We start from the raw sequence: 25799 nt of genomic DNA, 5'->3' as shown, positions 1-25799 counted from the left end.
ATCAGACACACTTTTTGTCACTTAACCCGACTTATCGATGGTTTTCCGGCACTTATGCGCGCGGTATTGGCTCTGCCTGCGCTCATATCGATGAGCTATTCACTTGTGGCCAGGCTATAGCTCATCGATATGTGAATACCTCATCGATGAGTGAATACCGCCCACGAGCCACCCATGAGCCCGTCCATCCACGAGCCACCTCAAACCCCAAAACCCCAAAACCCAGCGCCTCAGTATTCGAAGCATCTCAAACTCGCAATATCCGCCTAACGGTCTAGACTGTGGAACCATGATTCGTACTGAGTCCATTCTTGACCTTGCTACCGTAGCCTCGGGGCAGTCCCACGCCGACGCCCTACAGGGCTCCATCGATTTGGCGCAGACAGCGGAAAGGGCTGGTTATCAGCGTATTTGGTACGCAGAGCACCACAATATGAACTCCATCGCGTCCTCGTCGCCGGCAGTTCTTATCGCAGCCGTGGCTGCAAAAACCGAGAGCATCACCCTCGGCTCCGGCGGCGTCATGCTGCCGAATCATGCACCGCTGACGGTCGCGGAACAGTTCGGCACGCTCGCGAATCTGTACCCGGATCGCATCGAGCTGGGGCTTGGTCGCGCGCCGGGCACGGACCAGGCCACTATGCGCGCCCTGCGGCGTGACCCGCGTTCGTCCGATTCCTTCCCGCAGGATGTGCAGGAGCTGCGCGGTTACCTCTCCGACGAGTCGCTGATCAAGGGCATCAACGCAATTCCGGGTCGCGGCACCCATGTGCCGCTGTACATCCTGGGCTCCTCGCTCTTTGGTGCTCAACTCGCAGCGGCGCTCGGCTTGCCGTACGCGTTTGCTTCGCACTTCGCTCCGGACGCGCTTCGCGATGCCATCGCGGTCTACCGCGAGCAGTTCCAGCCTTCTGAGCAGCTGGATAAGCCGTACGCTTTTGCGGCCATGAATGTGATTGCGTCGGAAAGCGAAGAGGACGCGCAGCAGCAGTACTTCGCTACCCGCAGGAACATGGTCGGGCGGTTCCTGAGTCGCGGTGGGCATCACCTCACTGACGATGAGGCGGAGGTTCTGATGGATACTCCGCAGGGGTGCCAGGTGCAGAATATGTTCCGTCACACGGCAGTCGGCACGGTGGCGCAGGTGCGTGAGCAGATTGCGCAGTTCGGTGAGTACTCGACGGCGGATGAGCTGATTGTGGCTCATCAATCGCTGAAGGTTCCTGACCGGCTGCGTTCGGTGGAGCTCACCGCAGAGGCCGCGGGGTTGACCGCGTAAGGCTCCAGGCCCCGACCCCCGAGGCGCGCGGCCTTAAACTGACCCGCTTACTTCACTGCAGCCAGCGGCAGCGACTTTTCGCTGGCAAGCTGCATGATTTCGGCGTTGGTGCGCTCGCGGAGGAAATCCGCAAGCTCCTCGCGGTTGCTCGCGCGTGTGGCCTCGGTCAGGGCGGCGGCAAAGTGCGGCTCCAGCGCTGCCACGGCCACGTAGCCGTCGGCGCTGGGGTAGAGGCCGTACGTCCACAGGCCGCCACCGAGTAGTCCGCCGGGCGCCGTCATGCCGTACTTCAGCGGTGCGGCACCGGCCTCACCCGCCTGCTTCAGGCCAATGCGGCAGTGCAGTCCAGGCTGCTTTACGACGTCTGCACCCGCACCCGCCCGCTTAATCAACCCGGCAAGGGCAGCGGTGACCGCAAAGTGTGCGCCCAGGATGTCGCCCAACAGTACCGGAGGCATGGCCGGAGGCGTGAGAGTTCCGGCTTCCGCCTGGTAAGTCAGGTCATGGCCAGGTGTTTCCGGAGCGTCGGTGTCACCGACAATGTCGATATGCACCGGCCCATTCGGGCGCTCGTGGAGACCCGCCAGCCCCATGCGTTCCAGTGCGGAGGGGCGAACCGAGGTGATGACCACATCGGCCTCATCAATCAGCGAGCTCAGCTGTGCGCGGCCCTCATCGCTCTTCAGATCCGCCTGGATAATCTCGTGACCTGCGGACATAGCTTCATACCAGGGGCGGCCGAAGGAACCGAGCGGGTCGCCTGTGGGTGGTTCGACCTTAATCACCCGGGCACCTAGCTGGCCCAAGTACTGAGCGGCCAGTGGTCCCGGAACGTTAATGGCGAAGTTGACGACAGTGATGCCGGCGAGGCTGGTGTGCAGCTCGGGGGAAAACATAGTTCCACACTAGAACACATCTACCTGGCCGCCGACGCTTTCGGCCAACTTCAACTGGTTGATCCAATCGCCCTCGCCGACGCGCAGTCGGAAAATCGGGCGGTGAGCGGGGCGGGCCTCGTAGCGGACACGGGCAATCTGACCGGTTTTGGCCAGGTCCATAGCGGTTCCCTCGGTGGCCAACTGGGTGCGCGCGGCGGTGAGGCGCTCGATGACGTCGTCAAGCGCGGCGAGCACGGGTTCGGTGTTGTTCTCGCACCAGGACATGACCATGTCGGGAGCAGCGGCGGCGACGCGGGTGCAGTCGCGGAAAGAGCCGGCCGCCAGCGAAATGGCCAGAGGACCACCGGCTTCACCGGCGGCGGCAATTGCGTAGGCTGCTAGGTGTGGCATGTGGGAGATGCGGGCGACGCTGGCATCGTGGTGATCGCTTAGCGCTGGAATGAGCTGACTGCCAAGAGCTGCTCCCAAGTTGGCGACCTGCGAAAAGACCTCAATCCAGCGCTCCGGGACGGGCTTGCCCGCAGCGTCGGCAGCAGCTGCCAGGTCGTAGGTGATGACCCAGGGGGCGCCGTCGAAAAGCCCTTCGAGTGTGGCGGACCAGCCCGCCTGCGCGGAACCCGCCATTGGGTGCGCGCCGACGAAGCGTTCCTCCATCCCGCGAGCGGAGACCTCGGCGGCGACGGCCGCCTTCACGGAGACCACATCCGTGATGCCACAGCTGGGGGCGTGCTCATTGATGGCGTCGAGCATCGTGCCGACGACTGTCATGGGGGTGCCGATCACGATGAGCGCGCGGCTGGCCTCAGCACGTTCGAGCGTGGCCTGAAGATCTGTGCTGGCGTCGAATCCCTCCTTCGTGGCTTCCTCGACCGTTGCGGACGAGCGATTCCAACCGAAGCATTCGACGTTATGAGCCCGCAGATCGCGCATCATGGAGCCACCGATGAGGCCCAAACCGAGGATGCATACCGCGGGTAGCTGTGCAGCTGACAGGGAGGACGAAGCAGGGGAGGGGGACTCGAAATTGCTCACCTGACAAGCATGACATACAGCGACTAGCGTTGTGGGTTATGAGCACGACCTTTTCCGGAGGGTACACCTCCGATGACGACCGCTCCTTCGCGGTTGCCGTAACTATGGGGGAGCGCGGTTGGCGCGTCGTCGACCTCGGGGATGACGCCACCGATTCGCTCGCTGACGCCGCACAGGCGCTGCGCAATCTGCGTTCGGAACGCGCTGCTGTCGGAATGCTCAATATCGACGACGACTACTTCATTCTCGTGCGCCAGGGAGTTGGGTCGCTGCGCGTAGTGCTTTCCGACGCTACCGCTGCCGTGACCGATGACATTGCGGCAGATGTGTTCGACGAGCTGGATCTGGATATCCCCGACCTCGACGAGGACGAGCTCGACGATGTCGATGCCTGGGCTGAGGGGGACATGGATATCCTCGCTGACCTGGGCTGTTCGGAGGAAGCCCTGGAGTCCATCTGTGACGATCAGTCGCTGTGGGCGTCCGAGCAGCTTCTGGCCATCGCCGAGGAGTTGGGGTGTGCCGAGGAACTAGCCGATGTCGCCGACCTGGATTACGACGGCGACGATGACGACTACGACCCCTATGACGACTAACTCTGAGAAAGGTCATTTGCACGAGAGGCCAAGCGCGCTACCCCGTCGAAAACAGGACATTCTCGACGAAGAGTGGATGCGCCTGGCTATTGCCGAAGCTGCTCACACGGCACCCGGGGATGTGCCGGTGGGAGCTGTGGTCGTGGATGCCGAGGGCAAGGTTGTGGGCCGGGGTTCGAACCGTCGGGAAGCTGATGGTGACCCGCTTGCCCACGCCGAAGTCATTGCGTTGCGCGAGGCCACCCGCGTCGTTGGTGACGGCTGGCGGCTGGAGCAGTGCACGTTGGTCGTGACGCTGGAGCCGTGCGTGATGTGCGCCGGCGCGTGCGTCATGGGGCGCGTGGGGCGCGTGGTCTTCGGCGCGTGGTCGCCCAAGACCGGCGCGTGCGGCTCTATCGCCGATGTCATCCGCGATCCCGCCCACGCATTCACGCCGCAGGTGCGCGGGGGTGTGCTTGCCGACGAATGCTCCGTTTACCTGCGGGAATTCTTCGAACGGCAACGGCAGTTGGAAGCGTGAGCGGGGTCACAGTTAGGTCACAATTCCCGTCGTGGCTGTGACGGGCCTTCATTTTCACGTACCGTCGGAACTATTGGAGCTGCTAGACGGTGGCTCTAGAGAATAGATAAGTCGTTTACATAGGAGGCTTACATAATGAGCGAGCTGCAGAACAAGGCCGACGAGCTGGGCGGCAAGGTTAAGGAAGCTGCTGGCGACGCCGTTGGCAACGACGACCTGGCAAACCAGGGCAAGGGCGAGCAGGCTGCTTCGAAGGTCAAGCAGGGTGCTGAGGACCTGAAGGACAAGGCCACTGAGACCCTGGGCAAGCTGACTGACAAGTAAAGCGCTTAGTTCTCGGGTAGAGATAACCCCAACCGTTTCCGCTTCTGATATGCGGAGGTGGTTGGGGTTCTTTGTGTTTCGATGGCCGGCTGCCAGTGTTGGGGCTGGTTACAGCTTCTGGGCCACCAGGTCATCCAGTGGTTCGGCGGACAGTAGGTACGGGGCGATCTCGAAGACGGTACGGGCACCGGTCTCGCCGGCCTGCTTCAGGCGGTAGGCAGCGCGACCGTAGGCAACCTGGACGGCTGCGGTGAAGTCGGGGTTGCGCTCCAGGTCGAGGCCGAACTCGATGACGTGACCGGACGTACCGGCCTGGCCGCGGGTAATGACCTGGCCACCGTGCGGCATGCCCTGGTGGTCGCGGTCGAACTCCTCCTCGGAGATGAAGTCCACGATGGTCTCGTAAGGGGCAAAGTAATCCGGCATGGTCACGATGGTTTCGCGGATCTGCTCCTTGAGCTTGGCGTCCTCGTCGGCGTTGCCGGTCTCTTCAGCGACGACGAAACAGTGGCGCAGGTGGCATTCGTTGCCCTTCAGGTCTGCGCCCTCGCCCTTCTTCACGGCCTCGATAGCTTCCGGGTTCGGCTTGGTGTACTGGACACCCTTCTTCACTCCCGGCACACGACGCACGGCATCGGAGTGGCCCTGCGACAGACCCGGTCCCCAGAAGGTCATCTGGTCTGCGCCCGGCAGGATAGCAGCGCCCAGGACGCGGTTCAGGGAGAACAGGCCCGGATCCCAGCCGGTCGAGATCATGGCGATGTTGTCACCTTCGCGGGCGGCGGCGTCCATGGCCGCGCGGTGCTTCGGAATCTCGTGGTGGTTGTCGTAGGTGTCGACCGTCGTAAAGTTCTTTGCCAGCTCAGGGGCCTGCTCCGGGACATCGGTGGCCGAGCCGAGGCACACGAACAGTACGTCTACCTCATCCTTGTACTTTGCGACATCCGCCGCCGGGAGTACGCGGGCCTCAGTGTCCAGCGAATCGCGACGGGAGAAAACGCCGACGAGTTCCATGTCCGGCTGGTCAGCGATGACCTTTTCGACGCTGCGGCCCAAGTTGCCGTAGCCGATGATGGCGGAACGAATCATGAGGGAGAACCCTTTCTGTGTGGCTGTACTTCTGTGTTTAAGTTTCTAGATTTCAAGCTACAGACTATTCCTTACATATCTCAGCGGGCGTTGGCCACCCCGAATAGCGCGGTGGAGGGTTGACGGGCTTGGGGTGGCGCAGGATGTAGTGCAGCGAGAGCGGCTTGGCGAAGGCCTGGGCGCCCTGACCTGGGGATTTGGTAGATAAAGGGGCTACCTGTAACGTTTTCTAGCGGTGACGTGTCCGAGCGGCCGAAGGTGAAGCACTCGAAATGCTTTGTGCGGTAACCCCGTACCGAGGGTTCAAATCCCTCCGTCACCGCCAATAAAAACCCCGGTGGTTCCTTTAAGTAGGAGCCCCGGGGGTTTTGCATTTAATCGGCCCTGATTGCCTGGGTGTGGTGGAGGTGTGGGAGGTGTCCGTCGTAAAGCGGCAAATGGTGAGGCGTCCGACCTGGAGCACCTAAATCACAAAATTAACATCAGTAACACACACCCCATTGTTCACGTTTATCCGGGAAGTCCGCTACTCTTAGCAAAAGTATTTCCGGTTTTTATGTCGTGCCCGCCCCCAGTGACCGCGTCAGCGCCAGAGTTGATGTTGGCCAATCCGGGGTGGTCGCTAGCATCGGAGTAGCGAAGAGGCTTCAAACTGCAGGTGAAGTCCGAGGGAGTGCTTGGGTAGCGCGAACTTGGGGAAGCTGCAGTTGGGGGCGGTCCAGGCGAATATTAGACGTAAGGGAAACTTGACATGGCAAAGGCCTTGTTCAAACTCGGCAGGTTCTCCTACCTGCATAAATGGACTGTGATCATCGCGTGGTTCCTGGTTTTGGCGGGGCTGGGCGGTGCAGTTGCCGCATTCCAGAAGGGGTTCATCGACCAGTTCTCGATCCCCGGCATGCCGTCGGCAACGGCTTCACACGTGATTGAGGAAAAGTTCCCCGATGTTCCGAACCCAATTCGCGAGCAGCGTATTTATGTTGCCTTCGAGGCCCCCGAGGGGCAGAGGCTCGATGACCCACAGAATAAAGAAGCTGTTGACCAGGTCATTAACGGCATCCGCGACAATGTCGGCCAAATCGCCGACGATTTGCAACTTCACAACCCGGTAGACCTCAATCCGAAGATGCAGGCGATGGTCAAGGAACAGGGCATGGCCGCCGGCCTGCCCAAGGATGTCGCCGAGGCCGATGCCAATGCCATGCGTACCGTGTCCGATGACGGTCGCTACGGTATTTCCACCTTCGTTTTCGATGCCAAGATGCCGCAGGACATCGAGCCGGAGAATATGCAGGCGCTTCTCGACGCGATGCAGGCTGGCCGTGACGCAGGTATCAAGGTCGAGGCCTCTGGTCCGGGCATGCAGCCCGCGATTGAGGTAGCTCCGACTTCGGAGATTATCGGTGTGACCGTGGCGTTTATCGTGCTGGTTGTCACCTTCGGCTCTCTGGTGGCTTCGTTCTTGCCTATTGTGACGGCGGTAGTGGGCATCATCATCGGTGTCTTCGGCGTGACATTGATGACCGCATTCACCGACGTCAACTCGATTACCCCGGTACTTGCCGTCATGTTCGGCCTGGCTGTCGGTATTGACTACGCACTGTTCATCCTCTCTCGCTACAGGGCAGAAAGAGCCCGAGGGATGACCAACGAAGACGCCATCGGCATGGCTACCGGTACGGCTGGCTCCGCTGTGGTTTTCGCCGGCCTCACCGTGATTGTCGCGTTGGCAGCGCTGACGGTCGCCAAGGTGCCGTTCATGTCTCTGATGGGTATTTCGGCGGCAATTACGGTGGCCTTCACAGTGCTGGTCTCTCTGACCCTGCTGCCGGCAGTTATGTCTCTGCTGGGCGACAAGGTCTTCGCTGGTCGCGTGCCCGGTGTTGCTGGCAACCCCTCGCGTAACCCGCGCAAGGAACGTCGCTCTTCCTTCTTCGGTGAGATGACGATGGGGCGACGTTGGGTCACTTTCGTGCACAAGGCCCCAGGGTTGTTCCTGGTCGGCTGTATCGTCTTGCTGTTGGCATTGGCCTACCCGGCCATGCACTTGAAGCTGGCGCTGCCGTCCGATTCTACTGCGGCTAAGGACAGCACGAACCGCAAGGCCATCACCATGATTGAAGAGGGCTTCGGTGCGGGACGTAATTCACAGCTCATCATTATTGCCAAGTCGGACGATGTGAAGCCCGATGCGCCGGTGCTCAAACCACTTATCGAGTCCCTGAGACAGACCAACCCGGAACTCTCTGACATCGAGGCCGCCCGCAAGGCTTCCTATAGTTACGCTGTCGACCAGTTCAAATCCAACGTCGGTGTCGAGCACATCCAGATGATTGGCATGAATCATGACGGCACTGCGGTCAAGATGATTATGACCCCGAAGTCGGGTCCACTCGATCCTGCGACCAAGCAGCTGATGAACGCGGTGCGCGATCAGCAGAAGCAGATTGAGCAGACCACCGGCCTATTCACCGGTGTCACTGGCCTGGTTCCTATTGAAATTGACATCACTGACCGCCTCCAGGGCGCAATGCCGCTCTACTTGGGCGTTGTCGTGGGCCTGGCAGTGATCCTGCTGCTGATGATTTTCCGTTCCCTGATGGTGCCGTTGACTGCGGGTGTGGGCTTCTTGCTCTCTGTCGCAGCCGCATTCGGTGTCACAGTGGCATTTTTCCAGGACGGCCTCTGGGGCGTGATTAGCACTCCGGGTCCGCTGGTCAGCTTTGTGCCAATCTTCCTCATTGGTGTGACGTTCGGTTTGGCCATGGACTATCAGGTCTTCCTGGTTTCCCGCATGCGCGAGCATTACACCCACAACAAGGGTGAATCCTCACCAGAGTCGAAGTACAACGCGGTCGAAGAATCGGTCGTTGAGGGCTTTACTCTCGGCGCTCGTGTGGTCACTGCCGCTGCGATTATTATGATCTCCGTCTTCGCGGCTTTCGCCGGGCAGCCCCTGGCGATTATTAAGGTATTCGGCTTCGCGCTGGGTGCCGCAGTGCTTTTCGACGCCTTCGTTATTCGCATGACCTTCATCCCGGCATCCATGTTCCTGCTTGGCCGCGCTACTTGGTACATGCCGAAGTGGCTGGACAAGGTGTTGCCTTCTGTGGATGTCGAAGGTTCTGCCCTGGAAGAGATTTCCGAGGAGCTGGTGGAGAAGGGCCGCCGCGAGCGTATGGCTCGCGGTGAGTCCCTGTTGCCCGAAAGCGAAGGTGCTGGGCGTGGCTTTGGCGACACGGACGCTGACGAGGACGAAACAGACAGTGCCGATGGTGAAGTCGGTGCTGGTGCAGTCGCTGCGGCGGGCGCAGCAGGTGGTACCGCTGTGGCGGTTGCGACCAAGAAGCGTAACCGCTGGATTCCGAAGCGGAAGAAGGCAAAGCTGGAAGAGCTCGAGCCCGCTGACCAGGCCGAGCAGGCCGAACAGCCGGAGCGCTCTGACCAGGCTGAGCAGGCCGAACCGTCCGCCCCGACGGCACCAGCTGAGCCGGAGAAGCCGACACAGCCGGAGCAGGCAGAGCAGCCGGAGCAGGCAGAGCCGACCGAACAGCTCATGCAGCCCGAACCAGCTGAATCAACCGACGCCCAGCCGAACCCGGAAAATGCCAAGGACATCGAGGTCCGCCCGTACTACAGCCCGGCTCGTAAGCGGAAGAAGATCACGGTTGCGGAACTGATGAGGCGCGAAGGACTCGAAGAGGAAGCGCCACGTCGTAGCCGCGCCGTGTGGGACCCGGAAAACGCGGCCCAACCCGAGGAAAACGACAGCGCTGAGTAACTCGCGAATAGCGCCCAGGTAACCTCAAGGCATTAGCACTGGACCACAACCAAGGAGCTTCATGTCGCAGTCGAGGACGACGGGCTTTGACGTCGTAAAGCAAATCGAAGGCGCGCGCGGACGTGCTGGCACCATCCACACCCCGCATGGCGATATTGCTACGCCGGCGTTCATTCCGGTCGGCACGAAGGCGACCGTGAAGACGCTCACGCCAGAGCAGGTGCGGTCCACGGGCGCGCAGGCGATGCTGTCGAACGCATACCACCTGTACCTGCAGCCCGGCGAGGAGATCGTCGACCAGGCCGGCGGGTTGGCAAAGTTCTCCAACTGGAACGGCCCGACATTCACCGACTCCGGCGGATTCCAGGTGCTCAGCCTCGGCGCGGGCTTTAAAAAGACCCTCGCGATGGACGTCACCGGCATGCAGAAAGATGACATCGTCGCCGAGGGCAAAGAGCGCAACGCGTTCGTCGACGAGGACGGCGTGACTTTCCGCTCGCACATCGATGGCTCCGAGCACCGCTTCACGCCGGAGGTGTCCATGCGTATTCAGCACGCGCTGGGCGCCGACATCATGATGGCGTTCGACGAGCTCACCACGCTGATGAACACCCGCGGCTACCAGGAGGCATCCGTCGAGCGCACGCACCGCTGGGCGCGCCGTTGCCTGGAGGCTCACAACGAGCTGACGATTTCGCGCGGTCAGGTCGATGCGCATGTTCATTCGCTTGACGACGACCAGTTGCCCATCCAGCAGTTATTCGGTGTCGTGCAGGGTGCGCAGTACGAAGACCTGCGCCGCAAGGCCGCGCGCGGGCTGGTGGAGCTCTCCCGCGAGTTCGAGGACGCCGGCCAGCTCGGCTTCCACGGCTATGGCATTGGTGGGGCGATTGAGAAGCAGAATCTGGGCCTGATCTGCGGTTGGGTCAACGACGAGCTTCCCGACGACCGCGCCCGCCACCTGCTGGGGATTTCCGAGCCGGACGATATTTTCGCCGCTGTCGAGGCCGGTGCCGACACCTTTGACTGCGTGGCTCCGACCAGGCTTGCCCGCCGTGGTGGTGTGTACACGCTCGATGGCCGGATGACCTTGACGAATGCCCGCTTCAAGAACGACTTCCGCCCCGTGGATGCGGAGGTGCCCTCCTACACTTCGCTGAATTATTCCCGGGCCTACCTGCATCATCTGTTGAAGGCCAAGGAGTACCTGGCTGGCACGCTGTGCACGATTCACAACCTGTTTTTCATGGTGCAGCTGGTGGAGAACATTCGGGCTGCGATCCTGGAGGACCGGTTCTTCGAGTATCGCGATGAGTTCATGGGCCGCTACTACGCCAACGGTGGTCGTGCGGTGGGGAATTAGGGGCCGGCTGGGCTGGGGAGTGCTTGGGTCGGTTGGGCTGTGGCTGGGCTGGGGCTAGGCTTCTGCCTTTTCGCACTTCACGACAGCCATGTCACCTCGTGCCATCTGTGGAGGTGGCATGAGGTGACACCAGTGGCGTGAAGTGGCAGGGAACACCCGAATCAGTCCAGTGGCGTGAAGTGGCGGCTGGGCGGGCCCGGGGGAAGCCCAAAACTAGACCTAGCTCTACTGCGCGAGGCAGTCTCAACCGGCATCATGGAGGACATGATCACGGTTGAACGACTCAGCAAGAAGTACGGTTCGAAATTAGCCGTCGATGACCTGTCCTTCACCGTTCCCGACGGTGTAGTGACAGGTTTTCTCGGCCCAAATGGCTCCGGCAAGTCCACCACCATGCGCTGCATGCTGGGCCTCGATACCCCGACCACGGGCCAGGCCTTGTTCACCGGGACGGATTCCCAGGGCAACACCTACAGCAACCAGCCCTTTTCCACGCTGAAGAATAAGCCCAGCATTGCCGGCGCAATTCTGGATGCCGGTTGGCACAACAAGGCTCGTTCGGGCCGCGCTCATCTGCGGGCCCTCGCCCGCGGCGCCGGCATCCCCGACACCCGCGTGGAAGAGTGCCTCGAGCAGGTCGGTATGACCGAGGCTGCAAAGGACAAGGTCGGCGGCTACTCGCTGGGTATGAAGCAGCGTCTGGGAGTGGCGGCAGCTCTGCTCGGCAAGCCGCAGCATCTGATTTTGGATGAGCCGGTCAACGGCCTCGATCCCGAAGGCGTCTCGTGGATGCGCCACACCATCAAGGCGCTGGCCGCACAGGGCTGCGCTGTCCTCGTGTCGTCGCACCTCCTTTCCGAGATGCAGCTCACCGCCGACCGCATCGTCGTCATCGGGCGCGGCCGCATGATCGGCGAGTACAGCATGGACGAATTCCTCGCCGACGGCACGGTCATCGAAGTGGAGGTCGATGACCCCGCTCGGCTGCTGCAGGCGTTAGGGCCGGTCGCGCAGGGGGTTGACGTCGATAAGCAATTGCGCATTCCGCTTTACGACGGCATCAGCGAGCAGCAACTCCGCCGCGACATTGCGGCTGCTGCCCTGCGTGAGGGGCTGCTCGTGACGCGGTTGCACACGAAGCGCGACAACCTGGAGGAAAAGTTCCTGGCTGCGACCCAGGAATCGCAGGAATACCGCGCGCAGGCGATTGGGCAGTAGGGGAGTGACTGAGATGAGTTTTGGAAACGCTTTGCGGTCGGAATGGACGAAGCTAGCCAGCCTGCGTGGCACGTGGGTGTATGTGGTGTTGTTGATCGGCTCGATAGCTGGGCCTATGGCGGCTTTCAGCATGGCGGCGGACGTTGGTGCGACCGCTGATTGGGAAATGCTGCTGTTGGGGACCGTGATCTTCAACATGATCGTGATTGCCTTTGGTGGCTCCACCCTGGCGGGTGAGTACAACGATCAGATGAATGCGCATGCGTTCTTGACGCAGGACCGAAGGAGCCTGTGGCTTTCGGCACGGATGACGCTGACCCTTGTGCTGATTGCTGTCTGTTGGGTCATTGGTGTGGCGCTTGCTTGGCTATCGGTGACGGTTTCCCCGCGCGTGGAGTTCAAGGGCGGCGACGCTGCCACGGACATGCTCGCCGGAGTGCTTGGCTTTGTAGTGTTTGGACTAATCGCGATGTCGCTGGGAGTGCTGACGCGCTCGCGCGTGGCCGCTGTCGCTATTCCGCTGGTGTGGATTCTGGTGGTGGAAAGCATGCTGGAGTTCGCGGCGCTGGCGTATGCGATTTTCCGGCCACTGTGGCTGGTCACGCCGGGTGCACGCATTCAGCAGTTGTCGACGCAATTGGGCGGTCTGATGGCAAATCCGGAGAATCCACGCATCGGGTTTGAGGCCGGCATGACGCAGCCGATGTGGTTCAACATCGTGGTGCTGGTGGCCTGGATTGTTGTGGCTGTTGGCGTTGCTCATTGGGTCAATGCCAAACGGGATGTGAAGTAAAAGCAAAAAGTGCCGCGACTACTCGCTTCTCAGGCGAGGTCGCGGCACTTTTTTCGTCGTTAAGCGGGAACGCGCGTGTCGTAGTAGCCTTCGCGGCGCTTGACCCACGCGATGACGGCGTAGGTGACTGGCATGACTACAATCTCGACGGCGGTCTTCCAGATGAAGCCGACGATGACGTAGTTGACGAAGGTACCCCAGGTATCGATGCCGATAGCGGTGGCGGCGATGGAGCAGAAGATGAGCGTATCGACGAACTCGCCAACCACAGTCGAGCCCATCAGGCGCGCCCAGAGAGCCTTTTCGCCAGTGCGCTTCTTAATGGCGTTGAGCGACCAGGCGTTGAGCAGCTGACCGACGACATAACCGGCCAGACCTGCGAGAACAAGCTGCGGGACGGTGCCCAGCACAGTGGCGAATGCTTCCTGATTCTCGTACCACGGTGCCGCCGGGAGCTTGATGGCGGCAAAGAAGCAGAGCATTGCGCCGGCGAGGATGGCGAAACCGGTCCACACGGTGCGGCGGGTGGCTTTGTAGCCATAGCACTCGGAAAGCACGTCGCCGATGACGTAGCTCAAGGGGAAGAGGAAGAAGGCACCGTCGGTGGCCAGGCCGAAGATTTCCACGCCCTTGGTGGCGGTGATGTTGGAGACAATCAGCACGCCAATGAAAATGGCCGTGAACATCGGGTACAGCGATTTCGGTACCGGGATGTGGCGTGGCGTGTGTGCTGTGGATTCGGACTTAGTTGCGTTCTCGGGCGCGTGCGAGGTGCTCACAGCGGCAGCCTCGGCGTTGCCCGGCCCAGACTTGGGCAGGTTTTCGTTATTTGTCACGGGAGGGAATGTTACCTGCCGCTCAGGGCTCCAAGCGAGTGCCGATGAAGTCTTCGAGGCCGACTCTGCCTTCTGCCGTGAGTTCGAGTCCGCGGGAATTGGGGATTGGGGTCAACCAACCCTTTGAAATGAGGCCACGCAGGAGCGCGGCGCCGAGCGATCCGGCCAGGTGAGAGTCGGCGTGTGTCCAGTCCTTACAGAGGAACGCTGTCTTCCTGCTTGCGTCGAGGCTGGATAGACCAGTGCCGAGGTAGGCGAAGCATTTCTCGGCGTTGGGGCCAAAGGTGACGTCCCCGGCGTCGGTGATGAGTGCTTCTTTGGCGAAAAGGGCCCGAGTGAGTTGTACTCCGAGGGATCCTGCTAGGTGGTCGTAGCAAGACCGGGCGAAGGTAACTGCTGGTTGGTGCTCTGGGATGGGTGCGGCAGTGTCGGCGCCGGCAGCCTGGAAAAGATTGGCAATTACCTGGCGTATTGAGGGGTTAGCGATGGAGTAGGTCGCGCTTTTCCCCTGTCGTTCGACATCGACGATTGCGGCTTCGCGGAGGCGCCGGAGATTGTTGGACAGCGTCGATTCTGCGATGTTGGTGGACTCGGCGAGGCTGCGCACGCGAGTCGGACCATTTTTGAGGAGATACTCCAGGATTGCCAGGCGCACGGGAGACGAGCATTCCGCGGCGATTGCGGCTGCCTGCTCGAAGTACGTGGGCTGTTTCATGGTGTTAGCGAATCACTTTGTGGTCTTTGGGGCAAGTGGCGGCGGGTGGAATGGTGGCCTGAACTGGCTTTATGGGGTTCGTTTGGGCGTGACGACGTAAGGTGCTGCGGGGTTAGTTCTGTCGAAAGTCTAGTCATCCAAACCATTTTGTGAAAACATACTTTCCATAATCAGAAAGTATGAATTGGCTGGAGGGGTGGAGATGGCAGAAATGGCAGGTAAGGCAGGTGGCGCTGACGCGAAGGCTGCGAGTACGGCAGATGCTGCTGATACTCGAGCGAACACTATGAAGGCTGCGGGCGCTACAAAAACTGCCAACGTCCGAGATGGAGCAGCGCTAGCGCTTGGGCTGGTCATCGTAGTAATTGGAAGTACGATGCCTTCTGGGTTATATGCCCTCTATCAGCGCGACTGGGGGCTGAGCACCGATAAAACCGTGGTGGTTTTTGCCTGCTACGCAGTAGGGGTCATCGTTACGCTGACCTACGGCCACTTGTCGGATTCGCTCGGGCGAAAACCCATTGCACTTACCAGCATGGGGCTGTCTCTGGTCTCAACGCTGATGTTTCTGGCGGCGGCGCTGGTCGATTCGCATGAGGCCGTCTTGTATCTCGCTCGAATTGTGTCGGGCTTTTCCGTAGGGTTAGCAACCGGCTCTTTTACTGCGTTATTGCAGGAAAAGTTGTTTACGCAGATTGGAGCTCTCACGAGCACGGTTGCTGTTTCTGGAGCATTGGCTTTGGGGCCGTTGGCCTCGGCTGTGGTGGCACAGTTTTCATCATCGCCACTGCAGATGCCGTACTGGATTTACGCAGCATTGACTGTGGTGTCGATGGTTGGTGTCGCGCGCGTGCGGGAGCGTAGCTTCGAGAGAAATTCGGTGAGCTGGCGGCCGCAGTTTGGTGTGGCTCGGGATGTGATTCGAGTTTTCATTCCGGGAGCGTTAGCGATTGGTTGTGCGTATGGAGTCAACGGTCTCTTCCAGTCCGTAGTCCCGCTGGCTGCGAAGGATATGGGCTTCGATACGCAGCTAAAGATTGCGTCGATTACAGCTTTGATGCTTGGAGTATCGGCAGTGACTCAGGTGATGCTCGGGCGGAGGGCGCAGCGGGTCTCGTATCCGGTGGGCTTGGTGATTCTCGCGCTCGGGTTGGGTGGCGCAACAGTGAGTTTGCTTAGCTCAAATGCTGTTTTGCTGATTATCGCAACCGTTATCTGTGGTGTTGGCCAAGGGATCTCTTTCAAGTATTCGCTGCTGCGGGTTTCGGAAGCGGCACGTGGAAAGGACCTTGCTGCGACCGTTTCCAGCTACTACATCGTGGGCTATGTGGGAACGGCAGTTGGCCCGCTCGCGGCGGGTCTGAGTGGCGGAAGTAGCGCGGTGGTTGGAATTGTGTGTATCGCATTCGCAGCGCTATCCGTTGCGGTTGCAGTCGCGGGTAGTCGGCAAGCTGCGAAAGCCATGACAGCTACGGAAACTACGGCAGCAACGTAGAGCGCGCGCAACATTAACTACCGTTGTAACCATGTCGACTAATTCAATCACCGGCCGCTACGCCCCTTCGCCGACCGGTCGGCTGCACCTGGGAAACCTGCGCACCGCAGTGTTGGCCTGGGCGCACGCCCGCGCGCAGGGCGGTCGCTTCATCGTGCGTATCGAGGATATCGACCGCCAGCGCTCCCGCCCCGAGTATGAGGCGCAGCAGCTCGCCGATCTCGAGGCCATCGGCATCGACTGGGATGGCACGCCGGTCCGCCAGTCCGAACGCTCTGAGCTGTATGAATCCGCGCTCGCCGACCTCACGCAACGCGGCCTGACCTACCCGTGCTTCTGCACGCGCCGCGAAATCCTTGCCGCCTCCTCCGCGCCGCACGGCGTGCCAGGTCAGTATCCCGGCACCTGCCGTTCGCTTGACGACGAGCACCTCGCCGCGAAGAAGGCCGAATTTGCGGCAGCGGGGAGAAGGCCGTCGATACGCCTGAAATCGCAGGTGCGTGAGGGAACTGCGACCGATGAGCTGCGCGGCGAGATCACCGCCCCGATCGATGACTTTGTCCTCCAGCGTGCCGATGGCATGTGGGCCTACAACCTCGCGGTCGTCGTCGACGATGCCGAGCAGGGTGTGACCGAGGTTGTGCGTGGCGATGATCTGATGTCCTCCGCCCCGCGCCAGGCGTACTTGGCTGGTCTTTTGGGGTATGCCGCACCTTCGTTCGTGCATGTGCCGCTGGTGGTGAACTCTAAGGGGCGGCGGCTGTCCAAGCGTGATGGAGACGTGACTCTCGGCGAGGTGCCCGTGGATGCAGTGCAGCGGTGGATTCTGGATTCGCTCGGTCGCGGTGTTGGTAGCGATAGTGGCGATGGTAGTGATGGTGGCGGGAGCGCAGAGCTCGACTCCATTGCCGACCTCCCGGAAGCCCTGCGTGCGGGTCTGAAAATTCCTCGCGAACAGGTGATTTTCTAGGGGCCGCCGAGAACTACGGCTAGTGCATACGTTAGGGGCAAGAGTGCGAAAGCAACTAGTGCCGTCGTAATTACCAAACCGTTTGACCGGGCTTTTAGCGCTGTTAGGAAGCCGATTAGGCCGAATCCGAAGACTCCGACAGAGAGGGGTATTGTCCAGGCATCGGAGAGTGCAGTGCTGACGAAAAACAGTCCAATGTAGCAAGTCAAGGCTAAGATGAGTGTGGCAGCGGCGAGATTGTGGAAGCGATTCATCCTGGTGTCCTACTTCTCTATTCTCGTTGTTTGCATAGTTTATCCAGCACATTAATCGGGTTGGCGCTGCCTAGAGTGTGGTTCGCGCCGGGGTCTAGCTCGAGAAAAGCCACCGCACTCTCACTTTGACTTCGTTACCCTCGGGACATGCCTACTCTTCTTGTCGTCCACCATTCCCCAACCCCGCTCCTGCAGGAAGTCTTAAGCCACGTGCTCGAGGGCGCCAACGATCCCGCGCTAGAGGGCGTGGATGTCAAGGTCGTCGAGGCTCTCGATGCCACCATCGACGACCTGACCAGTGCTGACGCCATTCTGCTCGGCACCTCCGCCAACTTCGGTTACATCTCCGGCGCGCTGAAGCACTTCTTCGACACCACCTTCCGGGAGGCTCAGGAAACCACCAAGGGTTTGCCATTTTCCTACTGGATCCGCGGCGGCTTCGACACCACCGGCGCGGAAAACGCCATGAAAACCATCACGACCGGCTACAAGTGGGAGCTTGCGGCCGAACCCGTCGTGTTTGTCGGTTCGCTTGACGACGACATCTCCGACCGCCTAGTAAATCTCGGTGGCACCATGGCTGCCCAAATTTTGGGCTGATTGAAGATTTAGTGTCGAGGCCGTGAAATAATGGCCAGGTGAAAGATTCAGGGGCACAAGGGTCGCAAGTGACGTCATCAAGCGAGAAAAACCGCAAGCCCATGATGAGTCTGCTGGGGCCTGCGTTTGTGGCGGCGATTGCCTACGTGGACCCCGGAAATGTGGCTGCGAACCTGTCCGCGGGCGCGAGCTATGGGTATCTGCTGCTGTGGGTGCTGGTTGTGTCCAACCTCATGGCGATGGTTGTCCAGTACCTTTCGGCGAAGTACGGCCTGGTGACGGGGCGGTCGCTGACCGCAGGTGTCGCCGACCGCTTTGGTTCGAACCGGCCGGGGCGACTGGCGTACTGGGTGCAGGCCGAGATTGTGGCAGCAGCGACGGATGTGGCGGAAATTATTGGTGGTGCCACCGCGTTGTATCTGCTTTTCGGGACGCCGATGCTGCTCGGTGGCGTCATTGTTGGTGTGGTCTCGCTGGGGCTGTTGCTGTTGCAGGGTGGGCGTTCGCAACGCACTTTTGAAGGCGTGATTGTGGCGTTCCTGCTGGTCATTACGGTCGGATTCCTGGCCGGGCTGTTTGTCACGGGCTTGAGCCTCGGGGAGATGGCCAGCGGAATTCTGCCGCGCTTCCAAGGCGCGCACACCGTGGTGCTGGCGGCGTCCATGCTGGGCGCGACCGTGATGCCGCATGCGGTCTACCTGCACTCCGGGCTGGTGCGCGACCGCGAGTACAAGGTGGAAGATGACGCCTCGCTGCGCCAACACCTGCGGGCCACGCGCATCGATGTCTTCGGTGCCCTCGTGCTGGCTGGGTCGGTGAATATTGGCATGCTGTGTCTCGCCGCCGAAGCACTTCCGGGAGTGGAGGGGACTGACTCCATCGAAGGCGCTCACGCTGCCGTGACCAGCGCACTTGGTCCTGTGGTGGGCATACTTTTCGGCGTTGGGCTGTTGGCCTCCGGGCTGGCGTCGTCCTCTGTCGGCTGCTACGCCGGCGACCTGATTATGCGTGACCTGTTGAAAGTGCACGTGCCGATGCTGGTGCGCCGCGTAGTTACCATCATCCCGGCGCTGCTCATTATCGCCAGCGGCGTGGAGCCGACGTGGGCGCTGGTGCTCAGCCAGGTGGTGCTGTCGATTGGCATCCCGTTTGCGCTGGTCCCGCTGGTGCGCATGACCTCCTCGCATGCCGAGATGGGCATCTGGGCCAACACCCCACTACTGCGCCGGGTCGCGTGGATTATCTGTGGGCTCATTATCGCGCTCAACGTGGCGCTGGTGGTTCTGGTGCTGATGGGGAAGGGATAGTCAGCGGGCGCGGTGGAAGGTAGTAGCTTCCGGGAGTGGCGGGGTGGGGGCTTCGTCGTAAAGCGTGCGGGAGATGGTAGACAAAGCTGTCTAGTTGGTGTTAGGGTGGGCGACACGATCACAAGATATCGACGAGAAATGGCCTTTGACAGCGTCGATAGGCAACCGCCCGATTCGCGGACCCGGTGCCCCAAAGGAAGATCAGCCCCACAGACCGCCTGCGGGGAAGAGCGAATAGGAGCGCCAAATGCACACCACAATAAGCGACGTCCACATCATCCACCTCAGCCGTCACACCGCTGACCTCCTCGTCGACGGCCGACCCGTCGCCATCCGGCTGCAAGAAGCCGACATCGACCCCCACTCCCGGAATCTCGTCCAACTCCCCGTCGACCCCGCCTTCTACGCCACCCTCCGCGGCCAACAACGCGCCGACTACCTCAGCGCCCACGTCCGCGACGGCGTGCGCTACGGTCGCATTCTCTGGCACGAGCTTGACGACGGCCGACACTTCCTCACCATCCCCACCGTCGGCGGCTACCACGTGCACCAGGTCTTTGAGGTTCGCCGCAGCCGTGAGGGAGTGTGGAGTCGGCACTGAGCTTGGCGTGATGGTGTGGCGTTGCGTGGATGAGCGTGGTGATGAGCGCGGCGTGATGGACGTGGCGTTGCGTTGATGAGCGCGGCGCGGATGCGAGCGGGAAACTCTCCGCCTAGCCTTGGGATATGCAGGTACGAGACTCCGCAACACCCCCGTTCTGGCCCACCGAAGGCGAAGGCGACTTCTACACCGACGCCGCCGCAGCCGTCGACCGGCTCACCGAAATCCACCGGGCAGGGATGGCCTACTTAGTCGAGCAGTACACCGCCGCCACTAACGGAAATTCCGGGAGTGGGCCGGTGCGCGCCTACTACCCCGAACTACGCTTCACCGTCCCGGCCGGCAGCGCCGTCGAGGATGTCGACCCCTCCCTGTCGCACGGCTTCGTCGACCGCCCGGGAGTGTATGCCACCACCATCACCCGCCCGGTGATGTTCCGCACCTACCTCATCGAGCAAATCACCGACCTGCTCGCCAACCACGGCGGCGAAGTCGAGGTGCGCGTCTCCGACCAGCCCATCCCACTCCGGATGTGCCGCGGCTTCGATGCGGCTGCCGAGGAAGCGGCGGGGAGGGAGGGGGCGGCGGCAAGCATGTTGGCGGCAGTGGAGAAAACGTTCACCCCCATCGACTCCGCCTGCATCGACGACACCATCGCCGACGGCGAAGCCGACTACCTGGGCCTGCTCATCAAACCTTTGAGCCTCTTTACCGCCCAGCGCATCGACCTCGCCCTCCAGCGACTCGAGCACTACACCGGCTCGCACGCCGCCAACATCCAGCGCTTCGTGCTGTTTACCAACTACCAGCTGCACACCGACGTGTTCCTCGAGTACGCCGCCACCCTCACTCCCGGAAATCCGCACGGGTACACGGCGCTGGCGTGCCCGGGTGGGAAGCGCTACGACATCGGCGCCATCCCCACTCCCGGAATTTGCCGTCAGGATGCGCATGCCTCGCAAATGCCGGCATACCACCTGCTTCGCGACGACAAATGCGGCATCACCATCATTGACATCGGTGTCGGCCCCTCCAACGCCAAAACCATCACCGACTGTCTCGCCGTCACGCGTCCGCACTGCTGGATGATGGTCGGACACTGTGCTGGCCTCGACGGTCGCATGCGCATCGGCGACATGATTCTCGCCAACGGCTACGACCGCGCCGACGGAGTCCTCGACAACTACGTGCCCCTGGAAAAGCCCATCCCGCCGATTGCGGAAATTCAGCTCGCCGTCACCAATGCACTCGCCCGCGTCTCCGGACTCACCGGCGACGAACTGAAAAAGCGCCTACGCACCGGCACCGTGCTGTCGACCTCCGACCGCAACTGGGAGTGGCGCTCCCAGACCGACCTCTACCGGGAGCTGCAGAAATCCACCGCCATCGGCGTCGAAATGGAATCCGCCACCATCGCCGCCAACGGCTACCGCTTCCGCGTGCCCTACGGGGCGCTGCTCAGCGTCTCCGACATGCCGCTGCATGACAAACCCAAACTCCCGAAATCCGCCCGCGAGTTCTACCAGTCCTCCAAGGAAGAGCACCTCATGGCCGCCGTGCGCGCGTGCGAGGACATGGCCGCCGCTCCCGACACCCTCCACTCCCGGAAGTTGCGTCGGCCGGTGGGAGAGGTTGCGTTCCGGTAGGGCACTTTCGGGAGTGCGTCGTCAAGCCCGTTTGTGCAGATTGTGCATGCTTTACGACGGCTGTGGACAACGCCAAAAAGCGATTGAAGCCGCCCACTCCCGGAAACTAGCCTTAGCCCCATGACGACATTGGGACTGCTCAGCGCGCTGGCGACACGGGGGATTGACGTGCTCGCCGACCTGCGCGCCGCACTCCCGGAAAAATCCACCGGGCACCGGGAGTTGGCAGCCAGCATCGGCTTCGACCCCTTCCGCCTCAAGCGCCTGCTGCGCTGTGCCGAGCGGCTGTTCGGCACCGTCGAGGGCGATGTTGACGTCGAATCCCGCGACAAGGCCGTCGCGATCGCCCGGGAGCTGAAGCTGTCGCTGGACACGGTCATGCAGATCGACAAGCGCTCCGGGCAGCTCAACAACGTCGAGATCCGGGAGTACTACCGCCTGGACTTCACCCGCGCCGCCGCGGCCTACGACTTCGAGGGCCTCGACACCTACATGCGCACCAAGGTCAAGGAGCTCAACCGCACCGACGAGCCGCCGCAGCACCTGCGCGCCCACGTCTCCCGGAATCCGGACATCCGCGGGATGAAGCATCTGCAGGTCACTGGTCCGGCGAACATGATTGACGACCTGGTCGCGCCGCTGACCGTGCGCGCAGCTGAAATCGCCAAAGCGCACGAGGATTACACCCGGGATCGGTGCGTCGGTCAAGCGCTGGCGGAACGCTTGGCGCACGGGTCGGAGGGGCCGCTTGACGACGTCGACAAGCTCCGTTACCAGCCCGCGCTCATCGTAACCGCGCAAGACATCGTGGAGTACAGCCCGCGGTTTGCGGCGACCTCCAACGGCTCCGTCCTCACTCCCGGACAATTCGTCGAGGCATTGCTCGCGGACACCGGCTGGGTGCTGGTCTACGACGAGCACAACACGCCGACCGACCTACTCCCGATACACAACCCGCGCCTGGCGACGGAGGAACAGCGCATCGCGATGATCCTCGACAACCCCATCTGCGCGTGGCCCGGGTGCCCGCGCCCCGCCCACGCTGGGCAGGCCCATCACCTGGTCGCCAGGAAAAACGGCGGCGCCACGACTATGGAAAACATGGTCATGACCTGCAAAGAACACAACGCCGCCAACGATGATGACAGGCAAGGCCTCAACGGGCACCTCGAGCGTGACGACGGCTCCGGCGCGGTCTACCGCCACCCGCCGTCTCCGCACGCGCCGCCCGAATTCAACCTTGCCTTCCCGACAGCTCTCGCGGGGCGGGCCTACTCGGGCTACCGTCAGCGCGAATAGCTTTACAGATATACCCATAGGGGGTATATATTGGGGTATGGCTAATCAAACTTTTACTGTTACTGGCATGACATGCGGACACTGCGAGGCATCGGTGCGGGAGGAAGTCTCTGAACTCCCGGGAATCACTGATGTCCAGGTTGACCGCTCCCGGAATTTCCTTTCCGTGACCTCGGATGCAGACATTGACACCGCTGCCGTAATCGCAGCAGTGGATGAAGCTGGCTACAAGGCGGTCGCAAACTAAACCCCCAAAGAGGAAAGCGGATGTCTGAGCAGCAACTTCTCACCCTTGATATCCCCGTCGGCGGGATGACGTGTGCGTCGTGCGCAAACCGTATCCAACGCAAGCTGAACAAACTTGATGGCGTTAACGCGAGCGTGAACTATGCGACCGAGAAGGCGCATGTGGAGGCGCCGGCGGACATCAACCCGCAGCAACTGATCGACACAATCGTGGCAGCGGGGTACACCGCTGAGCTTCCGCAGGAGGAGCCCGAACAGGAACCGGGTGCTGCTCCCGAAGGGAAAGACCGGGAGCTGGAAGACCTGCGCAACCGAGTCATCGGCGCTGTCATCCTCACCGCTCCCGTCATCGCAATGTCGATGATCCCTGCCCTCCAGTTCACTAATTGGCAGTGGCTGTGTCTCACGCTCTCGGCGCCGGTCTTTGTGTGGGCCGGCTGGCCGTTCCACCGCGCGACACTGAAGAATCTGCGTCATGGCGAGGTCACCATGGACACGCTGATCACTATGGGGACGACCGCTTCGTTCCTCTGGAGTGTGTGGGCGTTGTTCTTCGGGCGTGCCGGGCTGCCGGGGCTCAAGCACGAGTTCCACTTCACGGTCACTCCTGGTGATGCCGATATGAACATCTACCTCGAGGCGATGGCCGGCATCATCATGTTTGTGCTGATTGGTCGTTACTTCGAGAAGCGCTCCAAGCGCAACGCCGGTCAGGCACTCCGGGAGTTGATGAAGCTTGGCGCCAAGGATGTCTCCGTTCTCGAAAGTTCGGGAGTGGAGAAGCGGCTGCCCGTGGAACAGCTCCGTCCGGGAGTGGTGTTCGTCGTTAGGCCTGGTGAGAAGATCGCGACGGACGGCGTTGTCGTGGAGGGCGCGTCGGCGGTGGATGCGTCGATGCTGACCGGCGAACCGATGCCTGTCGAGGTCGGCCCTGGCGATGAGGTGACGGGAGCGACAATCAATACGTCAGGGCGGCTGCTCGTGCGGGCGACGCGCGTGGGCTCGGAGACGCAGTTGGCGCAGATGGCGGCGATGGTCGAGGCGGCGCAGACGGGTAAGGCGCCGGTGCAGCGGCTGGCGGATCGGGTTTCGGGAGTGTTCGTGCCCGCCGTCATCGCGATCGCCGCGGTCACGCTGGGCGCGTGGTTGTTTACGGGGCACGGCGCGAGTGAGGCGGTCACGGCCGCGGTCGCCGTGCTCATCATCGCGTGCCCGTGTGCGCTTGGCTTAGCGACGCCCACAGCGCTCCTGGTCGGCACGAGTGAAGGTGCCAAGGTTGGTGTGCTGCTGCGTGGCCCGGAGGTGCTGGAGTCGGCGCGGAAGGTCGACACGGTTGTGCTGGATAAGACCGGCACGGTGACTACGGGTGTGATGGAGTTGACGGAGGTCCCTCCCACTCCCGAAAATCTGCTGCCGCTTGCCGCTTCGGTGGAGGCGGCGTCGCACCACCCGATTGCGCAGGCTATTGTGCGTGCGGCGGATCCGGATTCTCTACTCCCGGTTTCGGATTTCCGGGATATTCCGGGAGTGGGGGTTGAGGGCACCGTAGACGGCCACCGCATCGAGGTCGGCCGCTCCGGGGAAAATTCCGGGAGTGGGGGGACGGTGGTTGCGGTGCGCCGCGACGGCGAGCTCCTGGGCACGTTGGAGGTGTCGGATTCGGTGAAGCCGACGTCGGCGGCTGCGGTCGCGAAATTCCGGGAGTGGGGGGTGCGGCCGATTCTGCTGACCGGCGACGCCGCCGACCCGGCGTTTCGGGTCGCAGATGAGGTCGGTATTGCTCGCGAGGATGTGATTTCGGGAGTGATGCCGGAGGATAAGGTCGCGACGATTGAGAAGTTGCAGGCTGGCGGCGCGTGTGTGGCGATGGTCGGCGATGGCATCAATGATGCTGCGGCTCTTGCGCAGGCGGATTTGGGCATGGCGATGGGCACGGGCACCGATGTGGCGATGGAGGCTGCGGATATCACGCTGGTGCGTGGTGATCTGTTGGCGGCTGCGGATGCGCTGCGGTTGTCACGCCGGACGCTCCGCACGATTCGTTCGAATCTTTTTTGGGCGTTTTTCTACAACGTTTTGGCAATTCCTGTCGCCGCGCTGGGGTTGTTGAATCCGATGTTGGCTGGCGCTGCGATGGCGTTTTCGTCGGTTTTTGTGGTCGGCAACAGTCTGCGTCTGCGCGGTTTTTCTCCGAGTCAACCAGCTATTCAAAAAGGAGTAACTCATGAGTGAGTCTTGTTGTTCGTCGCAATCGCATTCGCTTGACGACGATTCTTGCTGCCATGACACCACTGATCCCGGTTATCTCGTGGAGAAGCGGCGTTATGAATCCCGTATCCGTCGCATTGAGGGGCAGGTTCGTGGCATTGGTCGGATGATTGAGAACGAAGAGTACTGTATCGATGTTTTGACCCAGATTTCGGCGGTGAATTCGGCGTTGAAGTCGTTGGCGTTAACTCTTCTGGATGCTCACCTCCATCACTGTGTGGTGCATGCGGCTGAGGGCGGCCCGGAGGAGTTGGACGCCAAGCTGGAGGAGGCCTCGGCGGCGATTGCTCGGCTGGCTAAGTAACTCCCGGAAAAATTCCGGGAGTGGGGGCGAAACAGCAGTCGGCAGCCGGCAGCCGGCAACCGGCAACCGGAGTTGGTTGCTGTTGGTGGCACCGGTTGCGCGGAAGTGTCGCTTAAATGCCTCGTTTTCCCAGGTAGGGGGCGCGTTTTGGGAAAATGAGGTTTGTTGGGTAGTCTTTAACGACGTTGGAGGATTCGACTAGCGGCCTATGTCACACGCCTGGAACGCGTGCGGGAGTCACATCCCTCGTGGGTTCAAATCCCACATCCTCCGCAGAGTGAAAACCCCCGGTTTACGCCGGGGGTTTTCTTGTTTTTATGCAGGTGAGTGGATTTGCGGGTTAAGTAAAGAAAAGTGTGTCTTT

The 25799-nt window shown here is 61.4% G+C and carries 23 protein-coding genes, 2 tRNA genes and 1 riboswitch; of the genes, 20 read left to right on the top strand and 5 right to left on the bottom strand.

The annotated features are described in order from the left end of the window. The first annotated feature begins 289 nt into the window (after window positions 1–289). Complete coding sequence (locus tag HMPREF3135_RS07030) at window positions 290–1279, top strand: LLM class flavin-dependent oxidoreductase (protein WP_016421842.1); 990 nt, start codon at window positions 290–292, stop codon at window positions 1277–1279. Window positions 1280–1326: 47 nt separating this feature from the next. On the opposite strand, the gene HMPREF3135_RS07025 is transcribed toward HMPREF3135_RS07030, so the two are convergent. Further along, window positions 1327–2175: a CoA transferase gene (locus HMPREF3135_RS07025; RefSeq protein WP_016421843.1), complete on the bottom strand. Its 849-nt coding sequence runs from the start codon at window positions 2173–2175 to the stop codon at window positions 1327–1329. Between the two features lie 9 nt (window positions 2176–2184). Beyond that, complete coding sequence (locus HMPREF3135_RS07020) at window positions 2185–3210, bottom strand: prephenate dehydrogenase (RefSeq protein WP_048732157.1); 1026 nt, start codon at window positions 3208–3210, stop codon at window positions 2185–2187. 38 nt (window positions 3211–3248) lie between these two features. On the opposite strand from HMPREF3135_RS07020, the gene HMPREF3135_RS07015 reads away from it, so the two are divergent. The 3 genes from HMPREF3135_RS07015 to HMPREF3135_RS07005 all read left to right on the top strand — a co-directional run bounded on the left by HMPREF3135_RS07015 (window position 3249) and on the right by HMPREF3135_RS07005 (window position 4650). Further along, window positions 3249–3806 (top strand): tRNA adenosine deaminase-associated protein, encoded by a 558-nt coding sequence (locus tag HMPREF3135_RS07015; RefSeq protein ID WP_005510946.1) that lies wholly within the window; start codon window positions 3249–3251, stop codon window positions 3804–3806. Next, complete coding sequence (gene tadA / locus HMPREF3135_RS07010; RefSeq protein ID WP_206539813.1) at window positions 3796–4326, top strand: tRNA adenosine(34) deaminase TadA; 531 nt, start codon at window positions 3796–3798, stop codon at window positions 4324–4326. The genes HMPREF3135_RS07015 and tadA overlap by 11 nt, the downstream gene beginning before the upstream one ends. Window positions 4327–4461: 135 nt before the next feature. Beyond that, entirely contained in the window at window positions 4462–4650 is a 189-nt protein-coding gene (locus tag HMPREF3135_RS07005; protein WP_005510930.1) for a CsbD family protein, read from the top strand. 108 nt (window positions 4651–4758) lie between these two features. On the opposite strand, the gene HMPREF3135_RS07000 is transcribed toward HMPREF3135_RS07005, so the two are convergent. Continuing rightward, window positions 4759–5739 (bottom strand): diaminopimelate dehydrogenase, encoded by a 981-nt coding sequence (locus tag HMPREF3135_RS07000; protein WP_070438887.1) that lies wholly within the window; start codon window positions 5737–5739, stop codon window positions 4759–4761. A gap of 234 nt (window positions 5740–5973) precedes the next feature. Here HMPREF3135_RS07000 and HMPREF3135_RS06995 point away from each other — a divergent pair. The 5 genes from HMPREF3135_RS06995 to HMPREF3135_RS06975 all read left to right on the top strand — a co-directional run bounded on the left by HMPREF3135_RS06995 (window position 5974) and on the right by HMPREF3135_RS06975 (window position 12894). Further along, window positions 5974–6064, top strand: a tRNA-Ser gene (locus HMPREF3135_RS06995). 426 nt (window positions 6065–6490) lie between these two features. Next, the gene (locus HMPREF3135_RS06990; RefSeq protein ID WP_070438884.1) at window positions 6491–9520 is read left to right on the top strand and encodes an MMPL family transporter; all 3030 of its coding nucleotides are present in this window, start codon (window positions 6491–6493) and stop codon (window positions 9518–9520) included. Between the two features lie 61 nt (window positions 9521–9581). Next, window positions 9582–10883, top strand: coding sequence for a tRNA guanosine(34) transglycosylase Tgt (gene tgt, locus HMPREF3135_RS06985; protein WP_016421849.1), 1302 nt, complete (start codon window positions 9582–9584; stop codon window positions 10881–10883). A gap of 264 nt (window positions 10884–11147) precedes the next feature. Next, on the top strand, window positions 11148–12101 hold the full coding sequence (locus tag HMPREF3135_RS06980) for an ABC transporter ATP-binding protein (protein WP_070438892.1): 954 nt from the start codon (window positions 11148–11150) through the stop codon (window positions 12099–12101). A 13-nt stretch (window positions 12102–12114) separates the two neighbouring features. Continuing rightward, on the top strand, window positions 12115–12894 hold the full coding sequence (locus HMPREF3135_RS06975; RefSeq protein ID WP_016421851.1) for an ABC transporter permease: 780 nt from the start codon (window positions 12115–12117) through the stop codon (window positions 12892–12894). 59 nt (window positions 12895–12953) lie between these two features. Here the strand turns inward: HMPREF3135_RS06975 and HMPREF3135_RS06970 are convergent, their stop codons facing one another. After that, window positions 12954–13730, bottom strand: coding sequence for a queuosine precursor transporter (locus HMPREF3135_RS06970; RefSeq protein WP_070438881.1), 777 nt, complete (start codon window positions 13728–13730; stop codon window positions 12954–12956). Window positions 13731–13752: 22 nt separating this feature from the next. Next, a complete protein-coding gene (locus HMPREF3135_RS06965) occupies window positions 13753–14445 on the bottom strand; it encodes an ArsR/SmtB family transcription factor (RefSeq protein WP_070438878.1) in 693 nt (230 codons plus the stop codon). 202 nt (window positions 14446–14647) lie between these two features. On the opposite strand from HMPREF3135_RS06965, the gene HMPREF3135_RS11160 reads away from it, so the two are divergent. The 11 genes from HMPREF3135_RS11160 to HMPREF3135_RS06905 all read left to right on the top strand — a co-directional run bounded on the left by HMPREF3135_RS11160 (window position 14648) and on the right by HMPREF3135_RS06905 (window position 25708). After that, window positions 14648–15940 (top strand): MFS transporter, encoded by a 1293-nt coding sequence (locus HMPREF3135_RS11160; RefSeq protein WP_083280633.1) that lies wholly within the window; start codon window positions 14648–14650, stop codon window positions 15938–15940. 31 nt (window positions 15941–15971) lie between these two features. After that, window positions 15972–16910, top strand: a complete 939-nt coding sequence (gluQRS, locus tag HMPREF3135_RS06955) for a tRNA glutamyl-Q(34) synthetase GluQRS (RefSeq protein ID WP_070438875.1) — start codon at window positions 15972–15974, stop codon at window positions 16908–16910. Between the two features lie 401 nt (window positions 16911–17311). Beyond that, entirely contained in the window at window positions 17312–17764 is a 453-nt protein-coding gene (locus HMPREF3135_RS06945) for a flavodoxin family protein (protein WP_070438869.1), read from the top strand. A 38-nt stretch (window positions 17765–17802) separates the two neighbouring features. Continuing rightward, window positions 17803–19071: an Nramp family divalent metal transporter gene (locus tag HMPREF3135_RS06940; protein WP_256364753.1), complete on the top strand. Its 1269-nt coding sequence runs from the start codon at window positions 17803–17805 to the stop codon at window positions 19069–19071. Window positions 19072–19187: 116 nt separating this feature from the next. Then, window positions 19188–19308, top strand: a riboswitch (SAM riboswitch). Window positions 19309–19318: 10 nt separating this feature from the next. Then, a complete protein-coding gene (locus HMPREF3135_RS06935; RefSeq protein WP_038627330.1) occupies window positions 19319–19672 on the top strand; it encodes a hypothetical protein in 354 nt (117 codons plus the stop codon). A gap of 125 nt (window positions 19673–19797) precedes the next feature. Then, on the top strand, window positions 19798–21318 hold the full coding sequence (locus HMPREF3135_RS06930; RefSeq protein ID WP_070438863.1) for an AMP nucleosidase: 1521 nt from the start codon (window positions 19798–19800) through the stop codon (window positions 21316–21318). 120 nt (window positions 21319–21438) lie between these two features. Then, window positions 21439–22617, top strand: a complete 1179-nt coding sequence (locus HMPREF3135_RS06925) for an HNH endonuclease signature motif containing protein (protein ID WP_048733216.1) — start codon at window positions 21439–21441, stop codon at window positions 22615–22617. Window positions 22618–22654: 37 nt separating this feature from the next. Then, complete coding sequence (locus HMPREF3135_RS06920) at window positions 22655–22864, top strand: heavy-metal-associated domain-containing protein (protein ID WP_049172422.1); 210 nt, start codon at window positions 22655–22657, stop codon at window positions 22862–22864. A 20-nt stretch (window positions 22865–22884) separates the two neighbouring features. Continuing rightward, on the top strand, window positions 22885–25095 hold the full coding sequence (locus HMPREF3135_RS06915) for a heavy metal translocating P-type ATPase (RefSeq protein ID WP_070438861.1): 2211 nt from the start codon (window positions 22885–22887) through the stop codon (window positions 25093–25095). Next, complete coding sequence (locus tag HMPREF3135_RS06910) at window positions 25088–25435, top strand: metal-sensitive transcriptional regulator (protein ID WP_065421667.1); 348 nt, start codon at window positions 25088–25090, stop codon at window positions 25433–25435. Before HMPREF3135_RS06915 ends, HMPREF3135_RS06910 begins: the two co-directional genes overlap by 8 nt. A gap of 187 nt (window positions 25436–25622) precedes the next feature. Further along, window positions 25623–25708 (top strand) — tRNA-Ser (locus HMPREF3135_RS06905). Window positions 25709–25799 lie beyond the last annotated feature (91 nt).

The sequence above is a fragment of the Corynebacterium sp. HMSC14H10 genome (assembly GCF_001807105.1).
Taxonomy (GTDB): Bacteria; Actinomycetota; Actinomycetes; order Mycobacteriales; family Mycobacteriaceae; genus Corynebacterium; species Corynebacterium jeikeium_D.
Note: the sequence above shows the minus strand (reverse complement) of the source record. Positions and strands in the feature narration are given on the sequence as shown.